The sequence below is a fragment of the Microcoleus sp. FACHB-SPT15 genome, from assembly GCF_014849525.1.
Classification (GTDB): Bacteria; Cyanobacteriota; Cyanobacteriia; order Cyanobacteriales; family Coleofasciculaceae; genus Symplocastrum; species Symplocastrum torsivum.
The window spans coordinates 18,166-43,866 of the sequence record NZ_JACJNU010000021.1 but is presented as its reverse complement, the minus strand read 5'-3'; the positions used below and the strand labels follow the sequence as shown (position 1 = coordinate 43,866).

Here is a 25,701-nt window from a genome sequence, read left to right as displayed (position 1 = left end):
ATTTGTGATTAAGTATTAATAGTAATAAAGTTATTCATTGGTTGGAATTAGCCACTTTATCGAACTGTATCCAAAGCAGAAGTGCCTGGTAATGGTGAACTACGCCACAAATCGCTGAAAGCAGTAGCCAACCTAGTACATTCATTCGCAAATCAAAGAGTGTTACGTCTAGTAAATTGAATAGAGTACAGCCAGCAAAAGCGACTAAATAAGTGAAAAGAATTAATTTATCTTGATGCCATTGCAGCCTAGCTGTTGAGGGTGCAACATCTGACCAGATGCTGATAAGTAGGACAGCTTGCGCCAAAATCCAGGTAATTAAGCTACAAAATAGCAATGTAGCTGGAATCCCTGTTTCTGCTGTCAACATCAGCAGTATATTGTGGGGATGACCAAGCCAAAGCTGCATTTTTGCTTCGTAGAGTGGGGTGAAGTTTCTTAGCCCCCAACCTAGCCAGGGACGTTCCTGAGTCATCGACCAAGCAAACTGCCATTGCGTTGATCGTAGTTGAGCAACAGGTCGCTCGATTTGATCAGCAAGGCGTACCCAAAAGAATGCAGGGACAATGCTACGCAGTGGTTGACGCCCAAATTCGGGACCAAAAGATGCCCAAAGGATGGTAGCAGCAAGAGCGGTAACACCTACTACGAGCCAGCGCCAACCTAAGTAAAGTGCAAAGGCAAGACTTGCCAAAAATGCGATCGCCCAAGCATTACGAGAACTGGTCAGAAAAAGCGCAAGAGCATTACCAATCACCACTACACTCAAAAATAACAGCCGATAAGGAAACTGATTTCGGCGCTGTCGCCAAGTTTGAAACGTCTCAATCCATAGCCCTAGCCCCAAAATCAAAACCATCTGGAGATAAGCTGCCAGGATATTGGCATACATAAACACCGAAGCCATCCGACCTGGAGGATTGCCGTTAGCTTCCAGCACCCAACCAAAGATAGCTTGTACTAGTTCTGGACTAGACCAACCCAAAAACTGCTGACCAAAACCAAGGATAACGACTAGGAGGGAGGGAATAACTAGAATCCAAGCCAATCGCCGTAACTGTTCTGGTGTCTGAATCAGAACACTAAAGGCAGCAAAAAAGATGAAGAAAGGGAGAAAATTTGCTAAGCCGAGGAAAGCTTCAACAGGTTTAAAGGCAAAGCAGCAACTTACCACCAGCCAGACACTCAAAATCGCTAGCCCCCAGGTCAGAGGACGTGCAACAATCCTCTGGTACTGTTGCTTCCAAGTGACAACTATTGCAATAAATAGTCCTAGCGCTCCTAAAGCAGGCATCAAGGGGAAAACCAGCAGCCCCAGTTGTGCAAAATTCCATGCTGCTGAAGAGCGAGGATGAGATGACCGACGCTTTCCCTTTAACAACTAACACTTAATAACTAATAACAACTTTAAACTGGCTCCCAACATTCAGCACGAGTCAAGCGAATTTGTGCTAAAGCAAAAATTGTAGGGATGATACGACCGTAATTTGTTGCGATCGCTCTCCAGCCTAAATCAGCAAAGAAATAGCCCCAGAGTAGCGGTCCCAGCATGGCAAAGATGCTCCGAGTTGCACCATAGCGAGCCGCATTCATTGCCATTCCCCGTTTTGCCGTTTGCAGCGCCAACTGATTCTGAAACTGTGCCGTTGCGATCGCACCGCCCTGAACAAGGGTTTCTTTAGCCACCTGATAGGTAGCAAAATGAATCGCAAACTGACGTGCCATCTGTTGCAGCAGTATCGGTTTCAGGATGGAACTAACCGCTAGCACACTGCCACCCTTGACCAGTAAAGCCATAGGATTGTGCTGGATATGGACAGGTAGCGGCTCAGAGAGATTACATTGAGCAAGCGATCGCTGTACTCGCACTGTTAGGGATTTACGCTCTGATGCAGGTAAGCGTTTCCAGGCTCGACCCATCAAATTGAGGAATATCTCTGCCTCGATTTCAGTAGTTGCAAACTTTTTCGAGTAAGGAATCTTGAGGTAATGGCAAACCTGAATCAACGCCTGTCGGTAGGTAAATTCATTAGTGCGTCCCTTCAACACCGTCATGCCATCTGCTGCCAAAAAGCGAAATCGCTCCTCTATAGCATCCAACCAAGCCTCACGGTCTTGGCTTTGAATATCCATTGGGTCAGGTGTTTGAACGTAATCTAGAGGATTAAATTTACGGCGAAATAATATTTCCGTCAACTGCTGTAATTCTTCTTCTGTCGCTAAGTCTAAGGCGGCTCTTAATTCATCCAACGTCGTTCCCTCCACAACCCCAGTTCGGTATTGTCAATTATTCTACTTCTAATAACTCAATGCACGAGGAGCATTAGTTGTGTTTGATGTCGCCATTATCGGTGCTGGTTTAGCAGGACTCACCTGCGCCCAACAGCTACACCAAGCTGGGTATAGTGTTGTCGTTGTAGAAAAATCCCGTGGTGTCGGAGGGCGAGTGGCAACACGTCGCCTACATGACACCCGTGCTGATCATGGAGTACGCTATCTGGAATCGCAAGGAAAGTTGGTACAGCAACTCATTGAAATACTACTACAGCGCAACATTCTCCAGACCTGGACTACTACAACTTACGAACTCGATTCAGCAAAACCGGAGTTTGGAGTTGGAAGTGAGTTGCATCCCTCATCAGTTACTTGTTACGTCGCACCCGCAGGAATGACAGCCGTTGCTAAAGTACTTGCCACTGGTTTAGATATTTGGCTAAACCGACGAGTACAGGCAATGGTGCCGACTGAGAAACAAGCATGGCGGCTTACCCTAGAGCCAACAGATGAGCAACCTAGTGAACTAATGGCTAAAGCTGTTGTTGTTGCAATTCCAGCGCCTCAAGCTCTCATGATACTAGAACCCTTAGCAGGTATGGGTTTACCATCAGTGTTTTTAGATAGTCTACGCTCTGTTGAGTTTGACCCTTGCCTAAGTGCGATCGCACTTTACCCAACCCAACGGCAAAAAGATTTAGACGAGCTAAACCCAGCCTGGAAATCTATTACATTTAGCCAAGACCCTTATCTAGGCTGGATTGGTTTAGATAGCAGCAAGCGTCTCGATACCTCAACACCAATCTTTGTCCTTCAAAGCACTGCTGACTTTGCCAGCCGTTATTTAGACGCTACTGACTTACACCCGGCTGGACGTCAGATGTTGTCTCGTGCTGCACAGTTGCTTATTCCCTGGCTGGACACACCCAAATGGTTACAAGTCCACCGATGGCGCTATGCTTTTCCTCGACGTTCTTTACCTATGGACTACCTCGCTACCACAACACCCTTACCAGTGATTTGTTGTGGCGACTGGTGTGGTGGGAACCGGATCGAAAGCGCTTTACAGTCTGGGCTTGCAGCAGCGACTCAGATAAATCACCAACTGCAACAGCGCAGTTTACCAGGGGAAAGTTTTTGGGATGCCGTTTAAGAACTTAACTCAGAGTCAACCAGCTTGGCGGCAAACTTGATAGCCTCTTCAACAGAGGAGATTTTGTTCTCAATGCGTGCTAGCTGAATTTCTATGAGTAGTTTACCGATTTGGCGACTAGCCGGGAGATTAAGGGCTTTCATCAACTCGTTACCAGTAACTAGGGGTATCGGATGGGCAACCTGATTATCGGGGTTGAGGTAGGTGTTGACCAAAGGTGCAATTTCATCCACTAGCATTCCCCTTGCCATCGCTAGAACAGCTAAGGCGGGAAAAACTGACCCAACAGCCTGAAAGAAAAAATACTGCTCCCGTAATGACATTGGGGAGGTGATATGGAGTAGCAGTTGAGGTAAGTGTTTGATTGCTGTGACTACAACCCGAATCTCAGCACGAGAGTACTTCAAACGCAACAGTTGCTCTTCAGCGATTTCTGGTATGGTGGGCAACAAACTCACCAGCTTCGCCAGACTTAGCAAAGAGGCTGACTTTCCGCCCACTGGCGCTTGCAGTTCTCTTCCTAGTTCAGTCCAAGTTTCTCTCAACACAGCAGTTGCTTGGTCAATAGCAGCTAGCTGCGCTATGCCTTGAGCAGTTGAATCGGGGAACCAAACTGGTAGTAAGTTATCCTTCCAAGCAGCTATAAGCCAAGGTGTTCCTTGAGAGGTTTTAAGGAGATAGCTCAACTCGACTTGCACCCGTTCTGCTGCGATTTGTCCTAACAGGGGGGCTAACTGGCGAATGACTGCCTGGGTTTCTGGCTCAAGCTTAAAACCGAGTTGAGCGGCTTGCCGATAAGCGCGTAGGAGTCGTAATGGGTCATCTTCTAGGTTGGCAGCCTTTACCATCCGAATGACACCTGCTTGCAAGTCAGCGATGCCTTGGAGTGGGTCAATGAGTTCTTTTGTATGAGGATTGTAGGCGATCGCATTTATCGTAAAATCTCGCCTCTGCAAGTCAGTCTCAAGGCTCTCACCTTCTTGTTGAGCCAAGTCAACGGTTGCTGTTTCAAACACGACTCTAGCAATCTGCCGCTGAGGATCGAGTACAACAAAGCCAGCTTTGTAGTGATTAGCTAGCTTTCTCGCTGTCTGTATAGCATCTGTGGGTAAAACAAAGTCTAAGTCCAGATACTCTGCACGTCTTCCCAACAACGCATCCCGTACTACACCACCGACTAAACAAGCTTGTGGTGGTAGCCACTCTTGGCTAAAGGGCCATGTTTGAGGAGAAAGAGCAGAGGATGCGATGTCTAGGTTTACGTTCACCAGCTTAAATAAAATCAATCCAAATACAGGTTAACCAATGTCCTGGCTAAGCTAGATTAAAGAGGTGACTTGGAGTCTTTGGCAATGTGTATTTGCGTTAACTGCCACTATGTAGACCGCTGCACTACCTACCATGCTGTAGAAACGCAGCATGAGGTGCCTCATCTGACAGAAACTCCCAATTTTGAAGCGACTGAACCCAGCATCAATGTCAACATCCGCCCCCATCAAGATTATGTGGAGATGGAATGGGATGTTGTCGGCTGCCTCAGCTTTAAGCAAGAAACTGGGAAGTGGGCAAAGCTACGTCCGGGTGAGTTAGTCCCAACCTAACAGAAACTACCACTTGGGAATCTGTACCTTGTTACTTACGGTTTATTGACACAATTCCTGGGATCACGCCAAGATGTGAGAAGCGATGAATTTTTGTAAAGGCTAAGCTGGATGTCTTTTGAGTTTCTTTCACTGGAGACGATCCAGGAAATTGCGAGGCAGTACGGCTACTGGGCTGTTTTTTTGGGAATTGCTCTCGAAAGTGCAGGGATTCCCCTACCTGGGGAAACGATCACCTTGGTGGGCGGTTTCTTAGCTGGTAGCGGCGAGCTGAATTATTGGTTGGTATTGGGTACTGCGATCGCAGGTGCTGTCATTGGCGACAACTTTGGCTACTGGATTGGTAAGGTAGGAGGTTGGCCCTTCTTAGTGCGAGTAGGGCGTTTCTTTCGCATCACGGAAGAGCAACTTACAGAAGCGAAAAATCAATTTAGTGAAAATGCAGCTAGAGCTGTATTTTTTGGGCGATTTGTGGCTCTGTTGCGGATTTTCGCCGGACCAATGGCAGGAATTGCCAAAATGCCTTACCCACAATTTATTTTATGTAATTTAGCTGGTGGTACTCTCTGGGCATCAGTAATGGTAACGTTGTCCTTCTTTTTAGGACGAGTAGTGCCTTTAGAGCAATTAGTCTCCTGGGTGGCACGATTTGCGATCGTTGCGCTTGTTCTTGTTATCGCTTGGATTGCTGTTCCCATGTGGTTGGAGTCTCGTAAACTCAAGCAGTCCTCTACTGGAGAGCAGCCATCAGCGCCAGGAGAGTAAAGCATAGGGAAAGAGAATTTTTTGCTGAGCATGGAAAAAGCGCCTGGGAGTCTTGCCGTGTTTCGACCCCAAGCGCTTTTTCATTTCATTTGCTCCTCACACTATTTAAGCCTACGCTTCTTTAACTAGACGAGTATTCTTATGTGTGACACTTTGAGGAGTGACACTCAAGGTAACAGATATGAACAAACCGTTAGATGCAGCCCTCTCCAGAGAAATCGCTCTCCAAATCAAAAGTAAGGAAAAAGACTCGTTTAACAAGTCTTACAAAGCCGCATTGCTGCTTGAAGGCTCAATGTATGTTCAAGGCTTTTTAGTAGTTGATGGAAAGCCGTATACTCCGATTGAACATAGCTGGGTTGAGCTTGATGATCGTCTTGTTGACCCAACGCGGCTACAGCAAGGAGACAATGTTCAAGAACGCTATTATTTCCCCGCACAACGTCTTAGCGTAGAAGAACTGAAAGCTGCTGTAGAAGAAGCGAAAGAAGACTATCCAGACGATCCGCCACTTCCTGTTTATGGGGAAGCACCTTATGAATATTATGGTGACGTTATGTTAGGCGGTAAGGAGTACAAGGATGCTCATGAACAGGCTTTGGTGAAGTGTAGAGAGTTGAATAAGCCAAAAATTAAGAAGGAAACTAATTGATGGTTTTAACCGTCAACGAAATCTATAGATTGTATCCAATGAGATTGGATTGGCTGTTCATGAGTTCTGAGTATCTTCTACAAGCAACGAGGTTGTGGTGCGATCGCTTAATTCATGGCAGACAAATAAAATTAATACACTTGACAAAAACGCACGTTTGCGGGCTGAATAATGATGCCAACGTTTTTTAAGAACACACAGTTGCCTGGTGTAGTCATCCTGGGTATTACCTTAATTTTGGCAACCCGTACCACTGCTGCCGAGATTGAAACTAGGCAACCAGATCAGACGGTTGCCTTCTCGGTTCAATCGGCTAGTACCCCGGAAGCGATCGCACAATCTACCCCAACTCAGGAAACTGGAATTTTTGGGCAATCAGATGTTAATTCTCCTAACTCAACGTCTCAGTCCTCACCCTCTCCAGTAGAGGGTTATGGTTGTGTTAGTGGATATGGCGATGGCACCTTTCAAGGCAATCAACCGATAAGCCGATATGAGTTTGCGGCTGGGTTGAATGCTTGCTTGAATCGAGTTGAGCAACTGATTAACGGTAGTACTGCCGATTTAGCTACGCAAGAAGATTTAGCTGTCTCGAAACGACAACTAGAAAACCTGAGAACAGAGCTAGAACGTCTACAAATGCGAGTAGATGGTGTTGATACCGAGAACAGACAATAGAGATTACTCCCTATTGCAGCAGGTGCGAGAGTTTCCCCGCAGTTTGGAAAATCCCTCTCACCCTTCCTCAGTGGTGCGTTATTTCTGTTTAATAGCACTCAAAGACGTTTTGTTAGAGGACTTCGGTTCATCCCTTAATCTGACCACTTGTCGCTAGTACACGCGCACTCACCCCAAACACACGTAGCAATCCCTCAGAGTCGGCATGGTTATAACTCCCGATGCCTTCCATCGAGGCATTTTCTTCTGAATATAGGGAATGAGGCGTATTACTTGCTGAGATAAAGGAAATATTTCCCTTGTAAAGGGAGACTGTAATCGATCCTGTCGCCAGTTCTGCTGTAGGTTGAATCGCTTGCAGTGCCATCTGAGTCGCTAAGTCATACCAATATCCCTGATAAATCTGCTTGGCAATTAGTAGAGAAAGTTGGTCATAAAACTCACGCGCACGGCGATCTAAAATCAGTTGTAGTAGAAGTGCATAGCAGGTTCCCAGCAGTTCTACACCTGGGCTTTCATACACCCCTCGTGACTTAATCCCTACAAAGCGATTCTCGACTAAGTGAGTACCGATACCGATGCCATGTTTTCCGCCGATCGCATTGGTCTGAAGAATTGCCTCAACTAAGTTTACAGAACTACCATTAACCGAAACTGGGCGACCTTGCTCAAAGTGTACGGTGAACTCCTCTGCTTCATCTGGAGCATCCACCGGATAGCAACCCATGATTGGCTTGACAAAATGGGCAGGTGTGGTCAACTCTTCTAGGAGTCCTGATTCATGGGTTAAACCAAGGAGATTTGCATCCGTCGAGTAAGGTTTATCCTTCGTCGCCGTGACAGAGAGTCCTTTCTCTTGGCAAAAGTCAATCATCTCACTACGACCAGGGAAACGTGCTAGAAATTCCTCATCGCGCCACGGAGCATATACCTCAAAATCCGGAGCAAGCATATTGGCAATCAGTTGAAAGCGGACTTGATCGTTGCCACGTCCTGTTGCTCCATGGCTGAATATGGTCAGTCCTCTCTCTTGCATCTGTTGGATCATGGCTTTTGCCAGGACACATCTGGCGATTCCTGTGGTATTCCAGTAGCGCCCTTCATAGCAAGCTTGAGATTGAATGACACTAAGACCAGCTTCTGCTATGGCTTCTCGTGCTGGTAATAAGACAAAATCTGTTGCCCCCGATAAAAGCATCCGCTCTCTGATGGCTTCTGTATCATCTTCATCAGGTTGCCCTAGGTCGGCAGTAAAGCACACCACCTGTACTCCCTGATCTGTGAGCCAACGGCTTATTGTGCAGCTATCAAGACCACCGGAGCCAGCAAATGCAATGGTTTTTCCTTTTAAATCTTGAGCTTTCATGCCAAATTTTCCTTTTAAGTAACATCTCGTACTAAGCACACTCGCACCTGAGTGTGTTTTTCAATTAATGATGAACTTGGGTAGGGAGTTCTTAGATTAACTCGCCTGACACCATAAATCGCAGCCAGTTGCTTGAGTTGACGGCTTAGCGCCACAAGGAGGTTGAGGGTGTACTGTTAATTGTGGTGAAAATGCCTTGGTTAAAGCCAACTTCAAAAGATTTTGGGTCATTGGGAGTATATGCGATCGCCTGTGTCATCCAGTCAATTTCTTCATCCGCTCTGAGTTCAGCGATACATACAGAGGTATCTACTCTGCCTGAGTAGGCTAGTACAACTTTTTCAGCACAACCCATTAACGTCTCACCCTGGAAAACGATTGAATGAAATATTGTATCTGGTTGTGTACTTAGGAAATGGGTCAGGATAAACAAACAAACGGCTTATCCTGCGTTAAAGCATATCCAACTGTGCAAAGCTCCCGCTAACTATACGATTAACGGGAGCGAAGGAGCTTACAGATTCAAGTTCAAGAAGTGCCTATTGTCGATATTTGGAGACTTTCAGGCATGGGTGTGATGTCTTTCTTCAAGGAGACACTGATCCACTTACTGAGTGCAATCGCTCAAACGCTTGGTGTATCTTCTACGATTGCGGAGAAATTCCTTGGCGTACAACTTATACAAGAATTGACCGAGAGCAATCAAGGCAACCTCAACCAAGATTTGGAGCCATAGGGGAGATACAGTCAATCCCCAAACCAGCACAATTAATCCAGTCAAGACCAGCGCAATTCCATGGACTTGTTCACAGACTTTAATACCAGTCCAAACAGCCCACAGACCTATTGAGAGCAAAAGAACGTTCATCAGCATAGTTGTTTACCGCGTGTCTTAGGTTTTGGGCATTAGTCACATCCCCATCATCGACAAATAGATATTTGTCTAAATTGAGTGTAGGTCAAATCTGAGTCTGACCTCTGCTACCGTTCATTGAAAAAGCTCTAATGAGCAACTACCTTATGCTCTATGGTTTGGAAATGTCTTCCACTTGTACGCCGCTGTAGTTCTTCAATGTATTGGTCAAGCACTTGTGGGCAAAATTGGTAGTAGCAATGCTGTCCTTCTCGACGCACGCTGATTAAGTCAGCATTAGCCAATTCTTTGAGGTGATGAGAGACTGTCGCTTGGGAAATTGGAAACTGTTCGACAAGTGCTGAACAGGCTGACTCTTCTGTCGATGCGATCGCTTCTAAGATTTCAAAGCGTCGTGGGTCGGACAACGCTTTAGCTGTGCGAGAAAATTGGGTGATATTCATCCTTCACTTCCGTGGAGTGAATACAGAACTAAACTCTTTTGATTCATTTGAATATTGATATATGTCTATAATGCGGTTAGATTCGCTGGTTGTCAAGTTGCTATGTTCTAGATAGCGATCGGGAGTCATGTGAGCTTTGCCGACAATAAGCGATCGCTATATCAAGTCAGGCTGATTCCTCAAAAGGAAAACAACTATTCGGGACTTGTTGTTTGTTCTGCTGCTATTTGTCTTATCGTTTCCATATCCAGCCCCAAGCGTTGGGCTATCTCCTCAACGCTTATTCCCACCTCCAGTAGCCAGGGCACCATTTCTAATTTAGTTTGTAGCTGACCTTCCTCAAGACCCTCCTGACGGGCTTCTTGATAAACCCTGGTTTGCTTCAATTCGCTCAATCCCAACATAGTCTCTAGTTCCTCACGGCTTAGATTGGGAAATTTGTACAAAACGACTGTTTCTATCAATTCTATGATTTGTTGCTGGAGAGTGGCATCTGGCAAGTCCTGCCTTGCTTTAGTGATTAGCTGTCGGGCAAGGTTGCCTGTTTTCTTTTTTGACTCTACGACTAACTGTACTATCCCAACTCCGATAGATTGCGCTGCTTCCTGTTCAATTTCATCTAGGTAAATCCGTCGTACCCGATGCTCCATTAATTCCCAATATCGCCTGGGGGATGGGACTTCAAGGCTACGGCGGCGGTAGATGACAATGGCGTACCACTCTTCGGTCGGTACCTCATATTGATAGAAGTAAAGGAAAATCTCTGCAAATAGGCGAGAATAAAACTTCGGCTTTTTTTGGAACTGAACTTCGACAAAATAAATTGGCAGTTCGGAGGACTCAGCTACAGGCAGAAACAACCCATCAAACCGGAATGCTCGTTGTTTGACTTCTGGTGCGGTGAATTGGTAGATGCTTGTATCAGTTGTCGGCTGTCCGATCAGTTCAAAGAATATACTGGGAAAATTCTGAAATAGTTGATAGAACAGGGTATCGGTTTTCACTTTTGATATCAGGGGCAGTTCGATAGTGAAGTTGTTCTCAAAGAATGGTTATAAAGTCCCATCTCAGCATGAAGGGTACTCGCCTGTACAGGATGATAATTACTCGATAAACAAGCTCTTATCGGTAGCTGAAGCTAAGGGAAGCTACCATCTGCAACCCCCTTCCGGATATCCAAGACTACCGCCATCTATTCAGTTGCGGCAGTATCAGCGCCAAGCTGTAGAGAACTGGTTTGCGAACCAGGGGCGGGGGACGCTGAAGATGGCGACTGGTAGTGGGAAGACGATTACAGCATTAGCGATCGCAACTGAACTGTACCAAAAAATTCGCTTGCAGGTATTGCTTGTTGTCTGCCCCTACCGCCATTTAGTAACGCAATGGGCAAGAGAATGCCAGAATTTTGGATTAGAGCCAATCTTAGCTTTTGAGAATGTCCGTACCTGGCAAAATCAACTCTCCACCGGGCTTTACAACATCCATGCTGGCAATCAGCCCTTTCTTTGCATAATCACTACCAATGCCACTCTGATTGGAGAAGGATTGCAATCCCAGCTAAAGTACTTTCCTGACAAAACCTTAATCATTGGAGATGAAGCACATAACTTGGGTTCCCGACGCCTAGAAGAAAGTTTACCTCGTAACATAGGGCTACGTTTAGCACTCTCGGCAACCCCAGAACGTTACTTTGATGAGGATGGAACTGACGCTATATTTGACTACTTTGGTTCTGTCTTACAACCGGAACTTACCCTCGCTGATGCAATTCGCCAAGGGGCGCTTGTTCACTATCTTTACTATCCTGTACTCGTGGAATTAACCGAAGCAGAGACAGGTACCTATGCCAAGTTGACGAAACGGATTGGCTGGGCGCTGATGGATGAGGAAAATGAAAAGATTGAGAACAATGACACCCTAACATCATTATTAATGCAACGTTCTCGGTTAATTGGGGCAGCTGCTAATAAGTTAAACGCATTGCAGCAGCTAATGGTTAGGCGTTTGGATACTAGCCACACTCTGTTTTATTGTGGAGACGGTTCAATAGAAGGGGCAGTGACAGAAGAAAGTAACCGTCAGTTGGCAGCAGTCGCACGGCTATTGGGCACAGAACTGGGTTATCGAATCAATACCTACACTGCCGAAACTCCTTTGTCTGAACGGGAAGAGTTGCGCCGTCAATTTGAAACTGGACAGTTGCAAGGTTTAGTAGCAATTCGATGTTTAGATGAAGGCGTTGATATCCCGGCTGTTCAAACGGCTGTCATTCTTGCAAGTAGCGGCAATCCACGCCAGTTCATTCAGCGACGGGGGCGAGTTTTGCGTCCACATTCCGGTAAGGAACGCGCTACTTTGTTCGACATGATCGTTTTGCCGCCAGACTTAGGGCGAGAAACGCTGGAAGTCGAACGCAATCTGCTGAAAAAAGAGTTGAGGCGCTTTTTAGAGTTTGCCGACTTAGCAGATAATGCCGGAGAAGCTAGGATTAAACTTCTACAGCTTCAAAAAAGGTATGGGCTGTTAGATATGTGAAGTATCAGGAAAATCTCAATATGGTTATGACATTTAAATATCTAGATGACGCAACGGTAGTTGTACCAAATCTTTTATCCGAAAAGCGTTCTTCTTATAACACCAATATTAATCTTAGTGATGTTCAAGAGCCAATTACAAGTGCTTCACCGGAAGTTCGCCAAATTATTGAGAGGGTATTGCAAGCTGAAAAAGATAAGCTGTATATGAAATTCCCGCGAAATATTAATGAAGATATTTTAAAGATTATTAAGGAAGCTGTGCAATGAAGCTGACATCTATTAAACTCTTTAACTTTCGTCAGTTTTATGGCAAAACTCCGGAGATTCTACTTGCATCTGGAGAACAGAATACAACAATTATTCATGGTAATAACGGAGCAGGTAAAACAACGTTACTTAATGCATTTACTTGGGTACTCTATGAGAAATTTACTGCTGCGTTTGCTTCGGAAGAGCAATTAGTAAATAAACGTGCGATCGCAGAAGCCAAACTCAAAGAATCAGTAGACTGTTGGGTAGAACTGGGCTTTGAGCATCACAACAGGCGTTATCAAGCGAGACGTTTGTGCCGTGCTTACAAGACGGAGACTGGAGTTGAGCAAAGCAAGAGTGAATTATATCTCCAAATAGCGGGAGATGATGGACGCTGGTTATTGCCTCAACAACTACCAGAGGATATTATTGGTCGAATTTTACCTACTAGCTTGCATCAATACTTCTTTTTTGATGGGGAAAGAATTGAGCAGATCGTTCGCTCTGATAAAAAATCAGAAATTGCTGAAGCGACAAAAACACTTCTGGGAGTAGAGGTGCTAAATCGTTCTGTTAAGCATCTAAAAGAAGCAAGAAAAACGCTGGAGTCGGAACTTGCATTCATTGGAGATTCTGAAACAAAAACCCTGTTAAAAGAGCAAGCTAAACTAGAACAAGAGAGTGAACATCTCTCAAAGCGACAAGTTGAAAATACAAAAGAATCAAAACATCAAGAAGAGTTAAAGAAAACTCTTGGAAACCGCTTACTAGAACTAAGTGGTGCTGAGGAGTTGCAACAGCTACGAGACGAGCTTGAAGCTAGAGAGAAGCTATTGCGAGAACAACTTCAACAGGCTAAAGAGGCTCTTAAACGAGCAATCTCTACACGAAGTTACACGGCTTTGCTTTCGGAGGCAACGGCAGAATTTAGAGCAATTGTTGATGACTTGCGAAAGAGAGGGGAATTACCAGGAGGAATTAAACGACAGTTTGTTGATGATTTGCTGAAGAAGCAATGCTGTATCTGTGGTGCAGAACTCATTGAGGGAAGCCATGCCCATCAGCAAGTGTCAGCTTGGATGGATAAAGCAGGAATTGCTGATGTTGAGGAAACAGCAATTCGTATGAGTGTTCAGGTAGATGAAATTGATAAGCAAGTACCTGACTTTTGGGAGGAAGTTGATATACAGCAAGACAATATTGCCAGATGGAGGGCTGAACTCTCTGGAATTGAGACGCAACTGGACGATATTAAGAAAAAGCTGAGGAGCTTTCCTAACGAAGATATTAGTCAACTACAAAAACGCCTGGACGAGACGGAGGAAAAGATTCGTGACTTAACTTTAGAAACTGGGGCAAATCAGCAGCAGATTTCTCGAATAGCCAATGACATTGAAGCAAAAGTCAAGCAGATTGCTAAGCACAAAATGAATGAAACTAAGCAATCTCTTGCCCAACGGCGGATTGCGGCTACTCAAGAATCGATTGAGCGATTGATAGAAGTAAAATCCCGGTTGGACATCCAGTTTCGTTCTTCCTTAGAGAAGCGAGTTCAGGAGATATTTAACTCAATTTCTTTCACTCCTTACATTCCTAAGCTAAGTGATAAATATGAGCTGACGCTAACGGAAACCACGATAGGCACAGAAACAATTGTTGCAGCTTCTACTGGCGAGAATCAAATCCTAAGCCTCTCATTTATTGGTGCCATTATTGACCAAGTACGGGACTGGATTCAAGACAATACCCTTATGGGACCCGATAGTAGCACCTTTCCTATTGTCATGGATTCACCGTTTGGGAGTTTGGACGAAATCTATCGTAGGCAAATTGCAAAGACACTTCCTCAGTTGGCAAATCAATTAGTAGTTTTAGTGACTAAAACCCAGTGGCGGGGAGAAGTTGACGAAGAAATGGCGAATCATATTGGTAGACAATATGTTCTGACTTACTACTCTCCTAAGCTTGATTGTGAAGAAGATGCAATTGAGTTAGGCGGAGTTCAATATCCTTTGGTAAAGCAAAGCCTTAGTGAGTTTGAATATACAGAAATTGTAGAGGTAGATTATGGTTTCTAGCTAAACCCGTGAAATCGTAGATAAATGTTGAAGACTGAGGATAAATTAGACCTTACTGCGCTGTTAGTGATGGAATTGAAGCTAGAGGACAGCATGGAAATTGCAGTACCCAACGCTTTCAACTCGATTCCATCCGCTTCTTGGCGTTTCTTCACTTACTTCAATTTTTTCTGCCGACCGACTTTCTTTTGATTCACCCATTTTGAACTTTGCCTTTTGAAGGGCTTACTCCTCAGGATTGATGCCTGTTTTCAATAAAAATTGAATACTTGTTACATAAACTACAGATTTTTTTGTTTTTATAACCATCATTTTCTGCTTAGATAAGCGGGGTGTTATGTTTCATCGAGATTTAATTCTTTGTTTGCGAGAAACAGCTTTCCACTTGGTACTCAAAAAGGTTCATACGCCCAAACACCCTGAGGAGTGTTTTTTGAATCCTCCCTGTGGGTGTTCCAATCCAGGAAAAGAGCTTCAGTGTGAAGAGTGTCCTTATCTTGAGGCTTGTCTGTCTCAATTCAAAACCCTCAAATTCTCACATAGCAATATCAAACGTTGCCGGGATGTCAAAACTTAAGTCAGCTTGAATAACACACTCTCCTCTACTTCTATTACACCTGAGGCTTTACATGGCTTGAATAAGGCAGGAGACAGAGGGCATAAATCCCTTCTGCCTTCTGCCCTCTACCTTTTCTTGTTCAAAAGGAGCCTTAGTATTCATGCTGACAGACTCACTTAATGTTAGAGCCATTCGTTAGATGGAAGTTGGGTGAAATAGGAGCAGTTACCTTGCTTAGTAGGGAGATACTCAGAACATCTGGTAGTGGTAACCCTTTGTGAGAGGTTTCTACGCTCTCAAGAAAACAATGCTTCTCTTAGGGCAATACTAGGAGATTAAGTTATGACATTCGATTATGACCTTTTTGTCATTGGTGCGGGGCCTGGAGGCATTGCGGCGGCTAAACAGGTTGCTAGCTATGGTATTCGTGTTGCGATCGCGGAACAGGATTTAGTCGGTGGTACCTGTGTAATCCGAGGCTGTATTCCCGAAAAACTAATGTCCTTTGCTGCTGACTTCTCTGAGGATGCTCAAGTTGCACAGGGTTATGGCTGGAAGAACCATCACATGAAGATGTTCGACTGGCAGCAATTTCTTGCCGCTAAGGAGCAGGAAATCCAGCGTCTAAGCAAAGTGCATACTCAATCATTGCAAAAAGCAGGAGTTGAGCTGATTAAAGGTCGGACAACCTTTAGCAATCCTCATACATTAGAAGTTGAAGGGCGCGAGATGACGGCTGACAAAATTTTGATTGCTGTGGGGGCAAAAACTGTCAAACCAGACATACCAGGAATTGAATATGCCATCACCGCAGGTGAACTATTTAATCTCAAGCAGCAACCCAAACATATTGCAGTAATCGGCGGTGATTATATTGCCGTGAAGTTAGCAGGCATCATGAAAAATCTTGGCTCCCAGGTTACTCAGGTAATTCAGGAAGACCAGATTCTATCTGCTTTTGATGAAGATATTCGCATAGCTGTTACTGATGGTCTCAGAAAGCGAGGTCTTGAAATTCTTGATAAGACGGTGATCAAAGAAATTAAACGTGTGGGAGATGAACTGGATTTAATCCTATCAGGAAAAATCCATAACACGTTGAGTGTGGATACCGTCCTTTATGCTACAGAGCGTGTTCCCAATATCACTAGCTTGGCTCTGGAGAAGGTGGGTGTTCAGGTGACCCAAGGTGCAATTGTGACGGATGAATATAGTCGAACTACAATCGCGAATATTTTTGCCGTTGGGGATTGTACAAATCAGCTTAGTTTTACTCCGGTTGCCATTGCTCAAGGCAGAGCTTTTGCCGATACTGTGTTTGGCAACAACCCCCATACTGTGAGTTATGAATATGTTCCATCAACCGTTAGCTCCCACCCTGAGGCAGCGACTGTTGGTTTGAGTAAAGCCCAAGCGCATGAAAAGTTGGGTGATTCTGTGCAATGCTATCGCTCTGAGTTTCGTCCTCTTTTACACAGTCTGCCTAAACTAGACGAAAAGACCCTAATCAAGTTAGTTGTTGACAATAGCTCAGATCGGGTGCTGGGTATTCACATGGTGGGTGAAGGAGCGATAGAGATTATTCAATGTCTAGCTCTAGCCATACGCCTAGGTGCTACTAAGAAAGACTTTGATTCAACTATTGGCATTCATCCTTCAATAGCCGAAGAGTTTTTTACTCTGCGATGAATGGCAACATAACGCATTTAGCAGCAAGCCCTCAGCTATCAGCCATCAGCTTTTTTGTTTTCCTGACTCTATCTAGGTTTCACAGCCTATAACTCTATCTCAGAAATTCTTTTACTTTGCCTCTTTAGCTAGTTTTAACTAAGCGCCTGAAAAGATAAGTTTGGTTAATAATATTACTTTAATCACGAATTAATGGGGGAGGATAGTTAAAGAACTGATGTCCTCATAAGCTTAGCTAGCTTTTGTGTTTATAGTTACACAATTTCTTGAAATCAATTCATTCTATAGGTAGAACTTTAGTAAGTTTACTCGAAGCAAAGATCATAAGCGCAGATCGGTATTGTGTCCTGTTCCACAAGTAGTACCTCTTCCAAATCCCAATAATTAGAGACGATAAGTTTGATCTATTTCTTTGGAATGAAGTTTAAATAAGCAGTAGAAACTAAAGTAATTACTTGAGAGAAGGGCTTGTTGGCTAAGTCTAACAAGGAAAGAGAAAACGACTGGCGATCGCTTTTTCAAAACCCTGAACGCTTAGATAAGTTTCACTTTTGCAACCTCTCTTCCTCTTATGCCTATCTAGTAAGCCATTCCAATGAGTTGCTAGAACAGCCAAATCAAGCTAGACATCAGTAGCTAGCAATGTTGAAAATACCGTTTTTGAAAAAAGAAACCTCCAGAGGTTCATAACACAAGAGGAATCACTACATGAAGCCTTTTAATTTTTCTAAGATTGTTTGGGCTAGCACTTTTGCTCTGAGCTTAGCCACTCTGCCCTTAGCTATACCAGCTTCTGCCCAAACTGGCACGGGTGCTGGTAGTGGAACTTCAGGTGCAGGCACAACTTCCGGTACGGGTGGAGCAGGCACAACTTCCGGTACGGGTGGAGCAGGTACAACTTCCGGTACGGGTGGAGCAGGAACTTTGGGTACTGGCGCTGGTGCTGGTGATACAACTTCTGGTACGGGTGCAGGAACTTTAGGTACTGGTACGGGTGCTGGTGGCACAACTTCCGGTACGGGTACAGGTGCTGGGACAGGAACTTTAGGTACTGGTACGGGTGCTGGTGGCACAACTTCCGGTACGGGTACAGGTGCTGGTGCAGAAACTTTCGGTACTGGTACGGGTACTGGTGGTACAACTTCCGGTACGGGTGCAGCAGGCAGCGCCATTTCTCCGGGTGGCACGACTTCAGGCACTACTACATCTCCGACTGGAGCGCCTACAGGCACGACGACAGCTCCAGATGGAACACTTTCAGATACAACTACATCTGGGGGTACTGGGAATGCAGGTACAACTACAACTCCTGGCGGAACGACAGGCACCACCACATTACCTGACGCGACGACAGGTACGACTACATCTCCTGACGCAACAACAGGTACGACCACATTACCTGACGCGACAACAGGTACAACTACATCTCCCGATGCAACGACAGGTACCAACACTTACCAGGGAGTTGAGTCTGCAGAAACAGAAAATCGCGCTTCAAATTGGGGTGCTCTAGGCTTGCTCGGTCTAATCGGGTTAGCCAATTTGTTCCGCAAGCCAAAAGAAGTCACCGCTTACCGCGATCCAAATGAGGCAAGTCGCACTGGCTCTTCGAGATACTAAGGCGCATAAGCTTGCAGTCTGCCACTAGAGACGAAAGGGGAGTACAACATTACTGGATAGCCAGGATTTGGCTCCCCTTTCTTGAGGAGAAAAAGTCTGGGAGTTAGCGCGTGGCGGATTAGCGAAGCATTTCTCAAGAAAACTTACAGTCTGATACTAGGACTAGCGTGGATATTCTTGATCATTGCCTTCTGCTGGATTACCTACATTCCAGGTAGGCGTAACTCCAGTCGCTAGGTTTTACTGATTTTCTAGTAAAGTATTGGACTCTGGCAAAGGAGGACGGAGACACAAATACGCTAGCGCCCCAAACAGAGGAACTAGCGACACCGCCCAAAAAATCAGGGAATCCCGGAGTCCTCGACGAGCCATATCATCACCAAGCAATGAGGGAAATACGACACACATCAGGCAAAAATCCCCGCTCATTAAATGAACAAAGCGGCTGGTGTGCCACTGATGAACAAAATCTCCCCAATCTCCAGTAAGTACTGCGTAGGCAAGCAAGCCTATTGTCGTTAAGGTAAGCGCTACCCCAGTTTGACGAGAATCTAGACATTCCAACAAGAAACCCTTATTCCCAGTAAATTCTTCACTAGGTTCACGGAGCATTAAATAAGGAATCATGCCGATTACTCCTGAACCATTTGATGCCAAGAAAGATGGCCAAGCCGAGATAGTTTGCGATCGCTCATCAATGAACATGAGACAGGCGTAAACCATTGGCCAAACACCCATGAGGCTGAAGAGGGTAATAACATAAGGATTTATCCCCTCCAACTGAAGCGTTACCAGCTTACCAATAACCGTCAATGTACCCGGCTGATCAAGAGGGGCAAGCAACAAGGTATAAGCCGTAAAGGCTGTCCAGATCAACCAAAGCGCAAGTTTTCTGCCCATAATCCTGATAAAAAGTTGCTTCGCTAATACTCTCAACTTAATTGAGAGTTGACCGTGAACCGTTAACTGTGAACAGTTAACATCAAAAAGCTAATTTGTATTAGGTCTTATCTTTTACCCCAAGAGCTTTTCGGAATACCCACTGCATTAAGCCAGGAAACATCTTATAAGAGGCGTTTGAGACATTTGCTGAGCCAACCATGACATCAGACTTCTGATGCTTGACGGCATCCCAGATCGCCTGTGCCACATTCTCAGGCTTTTCAATAATCGGAACACTCAGTCCTTTTCTTAGCAAATCCTCGCGAGCTTGAGCATCCTCTTCATCCTTACCTCGAAAGATTGCCCGTTCCATCAAATCGGTTGAGATGAAATTTGGATAAACTCCACAAACCTTAATACCTTTGGGTTCAAGTTCTGCGTGCAGCGATTGGGTTAACCCAGTGACAGCATACTTACTCGCTGTATAGGGAACTTGGTAAGGAATTGGCACCTTGCCACCAATAGAACTCACATTAACAATCGTTCCCTTCCCCCGCTCTAGGAAATGAGGCAATAGCGCGTGAATCGTGTGGACATAGCCCCAGAAATTCGTGTCTATAGCTTGGTGCCAATCGCTAAGCGAGAATGCTTCCACCGAGCCTAAGAGATAGATGCCTGCATTATTAATCAGTACGTCAAGAGTTCCGTAGTATTCCAGTGTCTTCTTTACGAGTGTGTTCACTTGCTCAGAATCTCTCACATCCGTAGGCACGGATAGAGCATTTTGCCCAAGCGAACGAACCTCAGAAGCGACAGCTTCTAAGCGCTCAGGCTGACGCGCTGCAAGTACAAGGTCATACCCTTGGCGGGCAAATAAAAGAGCAGTTGCTTTGCCGATACCTTGAGAAGCGCCTGTAATAAGTACGGTGGATGGCATTTTATATCGTCTAGACTCTGCGAGAATGCTGTCTTCGTCTATAAGTCTGTTTAATAGAAGCCAGGAAATCCTCTAACTTTTGTCAGACTTTCAATCTCCAAGCCACCTCAACTTTTGTGGCAAAATTTTCCCACCAGTTGCCTTTATCAGAGGGAGAGTTTTTGTTCTTCAGTACTGAAGAGCCGAATAGTCAAAACTATTCTCAGCAGACAGATTCAATATACGAAGCACATAGACTACAGCCTATCGCCCATAGCCTTTAGCTGGAACCTTCTTATGTGTTGTAGGTAAACTAAACCAAAAGGTTGTACCTGCTCTTTGGCGACTTTTAACTCCAATTTCACCACCGTGAGCTGTGATAATTTGGCGACACAGATACAACCCTAAACCTAAGCCAGTATAGGGTCGATGTCCTTGAGGGGAGTCCTTGGCATCCTGAGCGACGAAATACAGTTGAAAAAGGCGATCGCATAGTTCCTGACTCATCCCCACACCGTTATCGGTAACAGTACAGTAAATCATTCCTTTCTTGACTTGGGCATCTAGTATTAGCTGAATTCCTATTGGGTTATGGTTGAAGGCATTCGTCAGCAAGTTTTCAAATACACGTCTGAGTTGGCAAGAGTCACCGTTAATCATGGGTAAATTGGTGGGAACCTGATTGACCAATGTGACCTGATTTTTTGTCAGTAGTGGCTCCATATCTTCAACCAATAACTGCACAAGTTCACCGATTTGTAAGGGTTCTCGCTCCAGGGCAACTCCTGCAACTTCACTGGTATGAACTTCTAAGAGCGAATTAATTAGGCGCAATTGGCGATCGCTACTTTGAACCATCCGCTCCAGAACCGAGCGAGATACTGCAATCATTTTTTGTCCGTTATCTATAGAGGCTGATGGCTGACAGCTAACGGCTGACGGCTCATGATTGAGTAAGTTTTTCAGTACCATTAACCAGCCAAGAACGGGTGTCCTTAAGTCGTGGGAAACGGCGTACAAAAAGATATCTTTGAGGCGGTTAAGTTCTTGAAGTTCAGTGTATTTTTGCTTGAGTTGTTGGGTACGCTCTTCTACCTGACGTTCTAAGTTGGTATTGAGCGCTTGTACCTGTTGGTAGAGTTGAGCTTGCTGTATGGCGATCGCTACTTGTGTCGAAAGGGCGCGGAGTAATTCAACTTCAAAGGGTTGCCACTCGCGGGTGCGATCGCATTGGTGGGCTACCAAGTTGCCAAACAGGTTGTCACTGACAATAATTGGCACAGCCAAGCAAGCTTTAACTTGATATTGTGCAAAGTATTGCGCTCGTAGGGGAGAGACACCCGCCTGCGTTACATCGCTGATGACTTGAACATTACCGGATTCAAATAGCGCTTTGATTTCCTTGATATAAGTTGGGTTGCCTCGCAATACTTCCATAACGGAACCCCACTTGGGTGAAACCGACTCTACACAAACCTCACCCCGCAGGTGCTTATCGATATGCGTGAAAAAAACGCGATCGCATTCTAGAAATTGTCGAACTTCAGTAACGGTAGTCTGGAGAATTTGCTCAAGATCAAGCGATTGCCGAATCCGTAAAGCAATTTGAGCTAAAAGGCGATCGCGCTGAACTGTAAGCTGTCGTTCTTCCTCTGCACGCTTACGTTCAGTAATCTCCCGTGCAATTACCAGCACTTCATCATTACCACAAACGGCAAAGCGTCCTTCCCAGTAACGGAGTTTGTTGTTAATTGGCAATTGGTACTCTAGAGTTTCGGTGACACCCGTTGTGAGAACCTTTGCCATGTACTCCATAAATTGCTGAGACACAGGTGCTGGTACAAAATCTTGGAGTTTTTTCCCAATCAAGCCACCCGCTGGTGCAACCAAATCACTCGCATTTTCCGCTTGACAGTCCAAATAAGTGCCATCTCTGCTAAAGCGAAAAATCAAATCGGGAATTGCATGAAGGAGAGCACGATTTTTTGCTTCACTTTGACGTAGAGCATCCTCCGCTTGTTTACGAGCGGTTATATCACGCATCCCAACTACACGCGCTTTATGCCCCTGATAAACAATATCTTTTGCTGAAACCTCCCCGACAAATATTGTGCCATCCTTCTTCAAACCCATCGCTTCAATGGGTACATCTGAGGGAGATTTTACTCTCGACCGAATTAAATCCCATGAGCAAGGAGCCGTGATTTCCAGGACTGAGCGACCAATCAGTTCTGCTCTTGAGTAACCATACAAAGCCTCAGTAGCACAGTTAACATCAAGAATCGTACCGCGATCGTGAATTAAAACAGCTTCAAAAGTGGCTTCAAAGAAACTCTGTAACCGTCCTTCACTCGCTCTTAGATCCTCCTCCGCTTTCTTTCGGTCTGTAATGTCCACAACCAATCCATCCCAGAGCAAATCCCCATTCGGCTGTCGTTCCAAGCGGGAGGCACATTGAATCCACTTAAGTTTGCCAGAAGGTGTTACCATACGACCTTCCCAAACCCAAGTTTCTCCCGTAGCGGCGGAAGCGGCGACAGACTGCTCATAAACCTCAAGGTCATCTGGATGCATCAAGTCAGCCAGCACCTGAAAGTTGGCTTGAATTTCCTCAGGTTCCAACTCATACAGTTCTCGACAACCCGAACTGGCATAAAGCACTGAGCGGGAACCATCTGGACGCTGAAGGAATTGGAAAATCATTCCAGGTACATTCGCGGCAATTTTCTCAAGCCGTAATTGGCTTTCTCGCAGAGCAACTTCTGCTTGCTGCTGAGCTATGCAGGAGCCAATCGTTGCTGCCATTGTCATCAAAACGGCTGACTCATCCTCTGACCAACGGCGCTCAGAATGACAATCATCAAAGCCTAAAAAACCCCATAACTTGCCATGAACTGGAATTGGGACAACCAAGATTGATACAACCCCAGGCGGTTCCAAGATTTGCCGTTCCGCTGCTGATAATTCCCGAACTAGCGCACTAAACGAGTGTCCAACCTTAAGAGTTTCGTACCAATGGTTCACACCACAAGCGGTATAGGAAAGGTTCTGCCACAGGGGATTATCAATTTCAGCCGTAACAGTTTCCCTTGCCCACTCAAATCGCTGACTTCGAGCCGGGTCGCCTGTTTCAGGATGGGGATGAATTTCAAAAATATAGACCCGATCTACAGATGTTACTTGTCCCAACGTTGCCAAAGCTCTGTTGATAGCTATGGCATCATCCTCTGTTGTCAGGAGCTGGTTAGTTGCTTGTGCCACCCCTTGCAGAAGATTCGGACAGGAATGGATAGCGACACCGACAGGCTGCGTACTCGTTGAGGGTTCGACTCCGTTAGGTTCGGCTATTGTCATTTCAAGTGGTGAGAATGCTAAATAACCTTAGTCTAGAAAATCTTAACCACTGAAAGTTCTTTAATAGAGTACAGCAACCAGGCTGGGCTTATTAAAGGAAGTTGCCGTTGAGTTGTGGTGAGTCGTTTTTGTGGAAAAAAAAGCCCTCTATTTATAGAGAGGGCGTAGCATTATATGGAGTCTCTAGTATAGTCACGAGATGTTAAGAAATTGGAAAGAAACGAGACTCTCTATTATCAAATTGCATCTAGGTCACTCAATCACTGTATACCTCTAACCCGGTCTCTCAGCCTAGATGGGTTTCGTTTGCAACTTGGTCAAGGATTCGACCCATAGCTGCTCCCGCCGCCTCATCGGAACAATTTTCCGCCGTGTAACGGGCGGCTTCTTGACCCAATCGCTCACGTAGTTCCTGATCATTCCACAACTTGTCGATCGCTTGGACTAGGTCATCGACTGAGTTGGGTTCCACCAGAATCCCAGTTTCGCCATCCTTGATATAGTCTTCTATCCCACTACGACGTGTAGCGATTACAGCACGACTCATACGCATCGCCTCGACAATTGCCCGTGTTCCTGCCGTCGGTCCCTCTTGGGTCATCGGCACGACGTTTATCCGCGCCTCCTGTCCTAGGCGTAAGATTTCTTGCCTCTCCAGACCAAAAGGGGTTTCGACCTGAGGTGGAACGGACAATCCTGCTAGCGCCCGTGGTCCAGAAACAACGACTGTCCGTATGTTAAGCTTTTTCACAGCCTCGAAAAGTAGTGGGTAGTCACGACATGCAGAGCCTGTCGCTAGGATAAAGGGACGGGTAGTTTCTTCTTTGTAAGTAACGGGAATCTCTGGCACTTGCAGGGGGACAAATTCAAAACGTTCCAAAGGTAGTCCTAACCACTGGCTATAAATTTCCCGCTCACAGCTTGTGTGGACTATGAATCGATTAACATCTTTCAAGCTGTTACAGGCAAGCCAAGCTTTGAGACCAGAGTAACAAGTGCCAACATTGAACCACCAAGCTACCACTGGAAAACGTTTGAGAGCGAAACGCTGCTGTAGTCCTACCGTTGCCGCTAATTGGGGAAAGACCGTGATTATGCCACCTTGTTTGGCTTTTACTGCTTCTTGGCTTTGGTTCCACAATCTTAGCCACTCCTCTCTTCCCGTCACAGGCAAGGCTGCCTCATGCCAATTTATAGTAGACCCCTGACGTGGAACACAACGGAACTGGTGCCGTTGCCCTGGAACGAAAGGGGTCAACCACTGGGAATCGCTCTGCTCCCGTATAAAAGGAGCAACAACAGTCCAATGCATAAGTTTATTCTCCATATAATGCTACGCTTGAAAAGCAAGCGAGATTTGGACTTGATTTCTCTTCTGATTTGATGAGTTACAAGTCTTCAATCTTATGTACTGCACCCTAAGAAAATACTTAGAGAAAATTGCAGCTATTGCTCTGACTTAAAGCTTTGCTTTGTAGCTCGTCTTTAAAAGTCAGCTTCTATCCGGTATTGTGTGCTTAACACACGAGGTTTCTTGCAAAAATCAGTATTTACTACATCGCTGTAGTACTGATCTGCCTTAGCTTTGCTATCTAGGCAAGAAGTACAGGTTGTGTCTATAAACTGCCAAGTCCGTGGTTTTTTGAACTTCTAAATATCAATCAGGTGAAGTTCTCCACTTTATGCAGGATGTTGTTTTTTGTAAAACTTCTTTACATAATTGACGGGTAGACAAAGCCTAATCTTCTAAAAACTACACAGCAAAAGTGATGCACCCAGAGCTGAGATCTAATTAAGGCTCACTATAAACTATAGATCGGCTTTTAAATTGATTCGATCCCAACTAATTTGTTAAAAAAGTCAGCCGACACATCTAACCTGCTTGTCAAACCTTGGCTATAGCTTAAATCTTTGTAAGAGTACTCAAAAACTTCTTATAAAAATCAACGCCATACCGCTTAGCGGTTGGCGTTTAGAGTAAATCTTCCAGATTTCGTTTACCACTTGC

The 25,701-nt window shown here is 45.2% G+C and carries 24 protein-coding genes; 12 read left to right on the top strand and 12 right to left on the bottom strand.

Features of this window, described 5'->3' with window-relative positions:
- Positions 1–34: 34 nt before the first annotated feature.
- Together H6F98_RS06915 and H6F98_RS06910 are read right to left on the bottom strand one after the other, a co-directional pair.
- Positions 35–1,381, bottom strand: a complete 1,347-nt coding sequence (locus H6F98_RS06915) for an O-antigen ligase family protein (RefSeq protein WP_242058421.1) — start codon at positions 1,379–1,381, stop codon at positions 35–37.
- Between the two features lie 26 nt (positions 1,382–1,407).
- On the bottom strand, positions 1,408–2,250 hold the full coding sequence (locus tag H6F98_RS06910; RefSeq protein WP_192217932.1) for a YaaW family protein: 843 nt from the start codon (positions 2,248–2,250) through the stop codon (positions 1,408–1,410).
- A gap of 79 nt (positions 2,251–2,329) precedes the next feature.
- Here H6F98_RS06910 and H6F98_RS06905 point away from each other — a divergent pair, with 79 nt between their 5' ends.
- The gene (locus H6F98_RS06905) at positions 2,330–3,427 is read left to right on the top strand and encodes an FAD-dependent oxidoreductase (RefSeq protein WP_192217931.1); all 1,098 of its coding nucleotides are present in this window, start codon (positions 2,330–2,332) and stop codon (positions 3,425–3,427) included.
- Here the strand turns inward: H6F98_RS06905 and H6F98_RS06900 are convergent.
- Positions 3,424–4,695: a CCA tRNA nucleotidyltransferase gene (locus tag H6F98_RS06900; RefSeq protein ID WP_313929806.1), complete on the bottom strand. Its 1,272-nt coding sequence runs from the start codon at positions 4,693–4,695 to the stop codon at positions 3,424–3,426. The genes H6F98_RS06905 and H6F98_RS06900 overlap by 4 nt on opposite strands.
- Before the next feature lie 84 nt (positions 4,696–4,779).
- Here H6F98_RS06900 and H6F98_RS06895 point away from each other — a divergent pair, with 84 nt between their 5' ends.
- The 4 genes from H6F98_RS06895 to H6F98_RS06880 all read left to right on the top strand — a co-directional run bounded on the left by H6F98_RS06895 (position 4,780) and on the right by H6F98_RS06880 (position 7,123).
- A complete protein-coding gene (locus H6F98_RS06895; protein WP_192217930.1) occupies positions 4,780–5,028 on the top strand; it encodes a Ycf34 family protein in 249 nt (82 codons plus the stop codon).
- A 111-nt stretch (positions 5,029–5,139) separates the two neighbouring features.
- On the top strand, positions 5,140–5,793 hold the full coding sequence (locus H6F98_RS06890) for a DedA family protein (protein ID WP_192217929.1): 654 nt from the start codon (positions 5,140–5,142) through the stop codon (positions 5,791–5,793).
- 181 nt (positions 5,794–5,974) lie between these two features.
- Positions 5,975–6,445 (top strand): hypothetical protein, encoded by a 471-nt coding sequence (locus H6F98_RS06885; protein ID WP_192217928.1) that lies wholly within the window; start codon positions 5,975–5,977, stop codon positions 6,443–6,445.
- A 171-nt stretch (positions 6,446–6,616) separates the two neighbouring features.
- Positions 6,617–7,123 carry an iron uptake porin gene (locus H6F98_RS06880; protein ID WP_192217927.1) on the top strand — a complete coding sequence of 169 codons (507 nt, stop codon included), beginning with the start codon at positions 6,617–6,619 and terminating at the stop codon, positions 7,121–7,123.
- Positions 7,124–7,250: 127 nt separating this feature from the next.
- On the opposite strand, the gene argG is transcribed toward H6F98_RS06880, so the two are convergent.
- The 5 genes from argG to H6F98_RS06855 form a co-directional block, all read right to left on the bottom strand.
- Complete coding sequence (gene argG, locus H6F98_RS06875) at positions 7,251–8,489, bottom strand: argininosuccinate synthase (protein WP_192217926.1); 1,239 nt, start codon at positions 8,487–8,489, stop codon at positions 7,251–7,253.
- A 145-nt stretch (positions 8,490–8,634) separates the two neighbouring features.
- Positions 8,635–8,844 carry a hypothetical protein gene (locus H6F98_RS06870; protein WP_192217925.1) on the bottom strand — a complete coding sequence of 70 codons (210 nt, stop codon included), beginning with the start codon at positions 8,842–8,844 and terminating at the stop codon, positions 8,635–8,637.
- A gap of 252 nt (positions 8,845–9,096) precedes the next feature.
- Positions 9,097–9,363, bottom strand: a complete 267-nt coding sequence (locus H6F98_RS06865) for a hypothetical protein (protein WP_192217924.1) — start codon at positions 9,361–9,363, stop codon at positions 9,097–9,099.
- Between the two features lie 128 nt (positions 9,364–9,491).
- Positions 9,492–9,806 (bottom strand): helix-turn-helix transcriptional regulator, encoded by a 315-nt coding sequence (locus tag H6F98_RS06860; protein WP_192217923.1) that lies wholly within the window; start codon positions 9,804–9,806, stop codon positions 9,492–9,494.
- Between the two features lie 194 nt (positions 9,807–10,000).
- Positions 10,001–10,810 carry an Rpn family recombination-promoting nuclease/putative transposase gene (locus H6F98_RS06855; protein ID WP_192217922.1) on the bottom strand — a complete coding sequence of 270 codons (810 nt, stop codon included), beginning with the start codon at positions 10,808–10,810 and terminating at the stop codon, positions 10,001–10,003.
- Positions 10,811–10,961: 151 nt separating this feature from the next.
- On the opposite strand from H6F98_RS06855, the gene H6F98_RS06850 reads away from it, so the two are divergent.
- The 7 genes from H6F98_RS06850 to H6F98_RS06820 all read left to right on the top strand — a co-directional run bounded on the left by H6F98_RS06850 (position 10,962) and on the right by H6F98_RS06820 (position 18,541).
- Positions 10,962–12,341 carry a DNA phosphorothioation system restriction enzyme gene (locus H6F98_RS06850; RefSeq protein WP_242058424.1) on the top strand — a complete coding sequence of 460 codons (1,380 nt, stop codon included), beginning with the start codon at positions 10,962–10,964 and terminating at the stop codon, positions 12,339–12,341.
- A gap of 20 nt (positions 12,342–12,361) precedes the next feature.
- Positions 12,362–12,610 carry a hypothetical protein gene (locus H6F98_RS06845; RefSeq protein WP_396810874.1) on the top strand — a complete coding sequence of 83 codons (249 nt, stop codon included), beginning with the start codon at positions 12,362–12,364 and terminating at the stop codon, positions 12,608–12,610.
- Positions 12,607–14,673 carry an AAA family ATPase gene (locus H6F98_RS06840; protein WP_192217920.1) on the top strand — a complete coding sequence of 689 codons (2,067 nt, stop codon included), beginning with the start codon at positions 12,607–12,609 and terminating at the stop codon, positions 14,671–14,673. Before H6F98_RS06845 ends, H6F98_RS06840 begins: the two co-directional genes overlap by 4 nt.
- A gap of 24 nt (positions 14,674–14,697) precedes the next feature.
- On the top strand, positions 14,698–14,865 hold the full coding sequence (locus H6F98_RS06835) for a hypothetical protein (protein ID WP_192217919.1): 168 nt from the start codon (positions 14,698–14,700) through the stop codon (positions 14,863–14,865).
- Positions 14,866–15,574: 709 nt separating this feature from the next.
- On the top strand, positions 15,575–16,921 hold the full coding sequence (gene gorA / locus H6F98_RS06830) for a glutathione-disulfide reductase (RefSeq protein WP_192217918.1): 1,347 nt from the start codon (positions 15,575–15,577) through the stop codon (positions 16,919–16,921).
- 471 nt (positions 16,922–17,392) lie between these two features.
- Positions 17,393–17,557 carry a hypothetical protein gene (locus H6F98_RS06825; protein ID WP_192217917.1) on the top strand — a complete coding sequence of 55 codons (165 nt, stop codon included), beginning with the start codon at positions 17,393–17,395 and terminating at the stop codon, positions 17,555–17,557.
- 72 nt (positions 17,558–17,629) lie between these two features.
- The gene (locus H6F98_RS06820) at positions 17,630–18,541 is read left to right on the top strand and encodes a WGxxGxxG-CTERM domain-containing protein (protein ID WP_192217916.1); all 912 of its coding nucleotides are present in this window, start codon (positions 17,630–17,632) and stop codon (positions 18,539–18,541) included.
- Positions 18,542–18,781: 240 nt separating this feature from the next.
- Here H6F98_RS06820 and H6F98_RS06815 read toward each other — a convergent pair whose 3' ends face one another.
- From H6F98_RS06815 to H6F98_RS06800, 4 genes are all read right to left on the bottom strand, one after another.
- Complete coding sequence (locus H6F98_RS06815; protein ID WP_192217915.1) at positions 18,782–19,441, bottom strand: DUF2834 domain-containing protein; 660 nt, start codon at positions 19,439–19,441, stop codon at positions 18,782–18,784.
- A gap of 100 nt (positions 19,442–19,541) precedes the next feature.
- Entirely contained in the window at positions 19,542–20,360 is an 819-nt protein-coding gene (locus H6F98_RS06810) for an SDR family oxidoreductase (RefSeq protein ID WP_192217914.1), read from the bottom strand.
- Between the two features lie 243 nt (positions 20,361–20,603).
- Complete coding sequence (locus H6F98_RS06805; RefSeq protein ID WP_192217913.1) at positions 20,604–23,693, bottom strand: GAF domain-containing protein; 3,090 nt, start codon at positions 23,691–23,693, stop codon at positions 20,604–20,606.
- A 286-nt stretch (positions 23,694–23,979) separates the two neighbouring features.
- Positions 23,980–25,005, bottom strand: a complete 1,026-nt coding sequence (locus H6F98_RS06800; protein ID WP_192217912.1) for a glycosyltransferase family 4 protein — start codon at positions 25,003–25,005, stop codon at positions 23,980–23,982.
- Between the last annotated feature and the right edge of the window lie 696 nt (positions 25,006–25,701).

Excerpts from the sequence above, each read along its gene's own strand:
- H6F98_RS06895 (WP_192217930.1), top strand. The coding sequence starts at position 4,780 with ATGTGTATTTGCGTTAACTGCCACTATGTAGACCGCTGCACTACCTAC.
- H6F98_RS06890 (WP_192217929.1), top strand. The coding sequence starts at position 5,140 with ATGTCTTTTGAGTTTCTTTCACTGGAGACGATCCAGGAAATTGCGAGG.
- H6F98_RS06885 (WP_192217928.1), top strand. The coding sequence starts at position 5,975 with ATGAACAAACCGTTAGATGCAGCCCTCTCCAGAGAAATCGCTCTCCAA.
- H6F98_RS06880 (WP_192217927.1), top strand. The coding sequence starts at position 6,617 with ATGATGCCAACGTTTTTTAAGAACACACAGTTGCCTGGTGTAGTCATC.
- argG (WP_192217926.1), bottom strand. The coding sequence starts at position 8,489 with ATGAAAGCTCAAGATTTAAAAGGAAAAACCATTGCATTTGCTGGCTCC.
- H6F98_RS06870 (WP_192217925.1), bottom strand. The coding sequence starts at position 8,844 with ATGGGTTGTGCTGAAAAAGTTGTACTAGCCTACTCAGGCAGAGTAGAT.
- H6F98_RS06865 (WP_192217924.1), bottom strand. The coding sequence starts at position 9,363 with ATGCTGATGAACGTTCTTTTGCTCTCAATAGGTCTGTGGGCTGTTTGG.
- H6F98_RS06860 (WP_192217923.1), bottom strand. The coding sequence starts at position 9,806 with ATGAATATCACCCAATTTTCTCGCACAGCTAAAGCGTTGTCCGACCCA.
- H6F98_RS06845 (WP_396810874.1), top strand. The coding sequence starts at position 12,362 with ATGGTTATGACATTTAAATATCTAGATGACGCAACGGTAGTTGTACCA.
- H6F98_RS06840 (WP_192217920.1), top strand. The coding sequence starts at position 12,607 with ATGAAGCTGACATCTATTAAACTCTTTAACTTTCGTCAGTTTTATGGC.
- H6F98_RS06835 (WP_192217919.1), top strand. The coding sequence starts at position 14,698 with ATGTTGAAGACTGAGGATAAATTAGACCTTACTGCGCTGTTAGTGATG.
- gorA (WP_192217918.1), top strand. The coding sequence starts at position 15,575 with ATGACATTCGATTATGACCTTTTTGTCATTGGTGCGGGGCCTGGAGGC.
- H6F98_RS06820 (WP_192217916.1), top strand. The coding sequence starts at position 17,630 with ATGAAGCCTTTTAATTTTTCTAAGATTGTTTGGGCTAGCACTTTTGCT.
- H6F98_RS06815 (WP_192217915.1), bottom strand. The coding sequence starts at position 19,441 with ATGGGCAGAAAACTTGCGCTTTGGTTGATCTGGACAGCCTTTACGGCT.
- H6F98_RS06810 (WP_192217914.1), bottom strand. The coding sequence starts at position 20,360 with ATGCCATCCACCGTACTTATTACAGGCGCTTCTCAAGGTATCGGCAAA.
- H6F98_RS06805 (WP_192217913.1), bottom strand. The coding sequence starts at position 23,693 with ATGACAATAGCCGAACCTAACGGAGTCGAACCCTCAACGAGTACGCAG.
- H6F98_RS06800 (WP_192217912.1), bottom strand. The coding sequence starts at position 25,005 with ATGCATTGGACTGTTGTTGCTCCTTTTATACGGGAGCAGAGCGATTCC.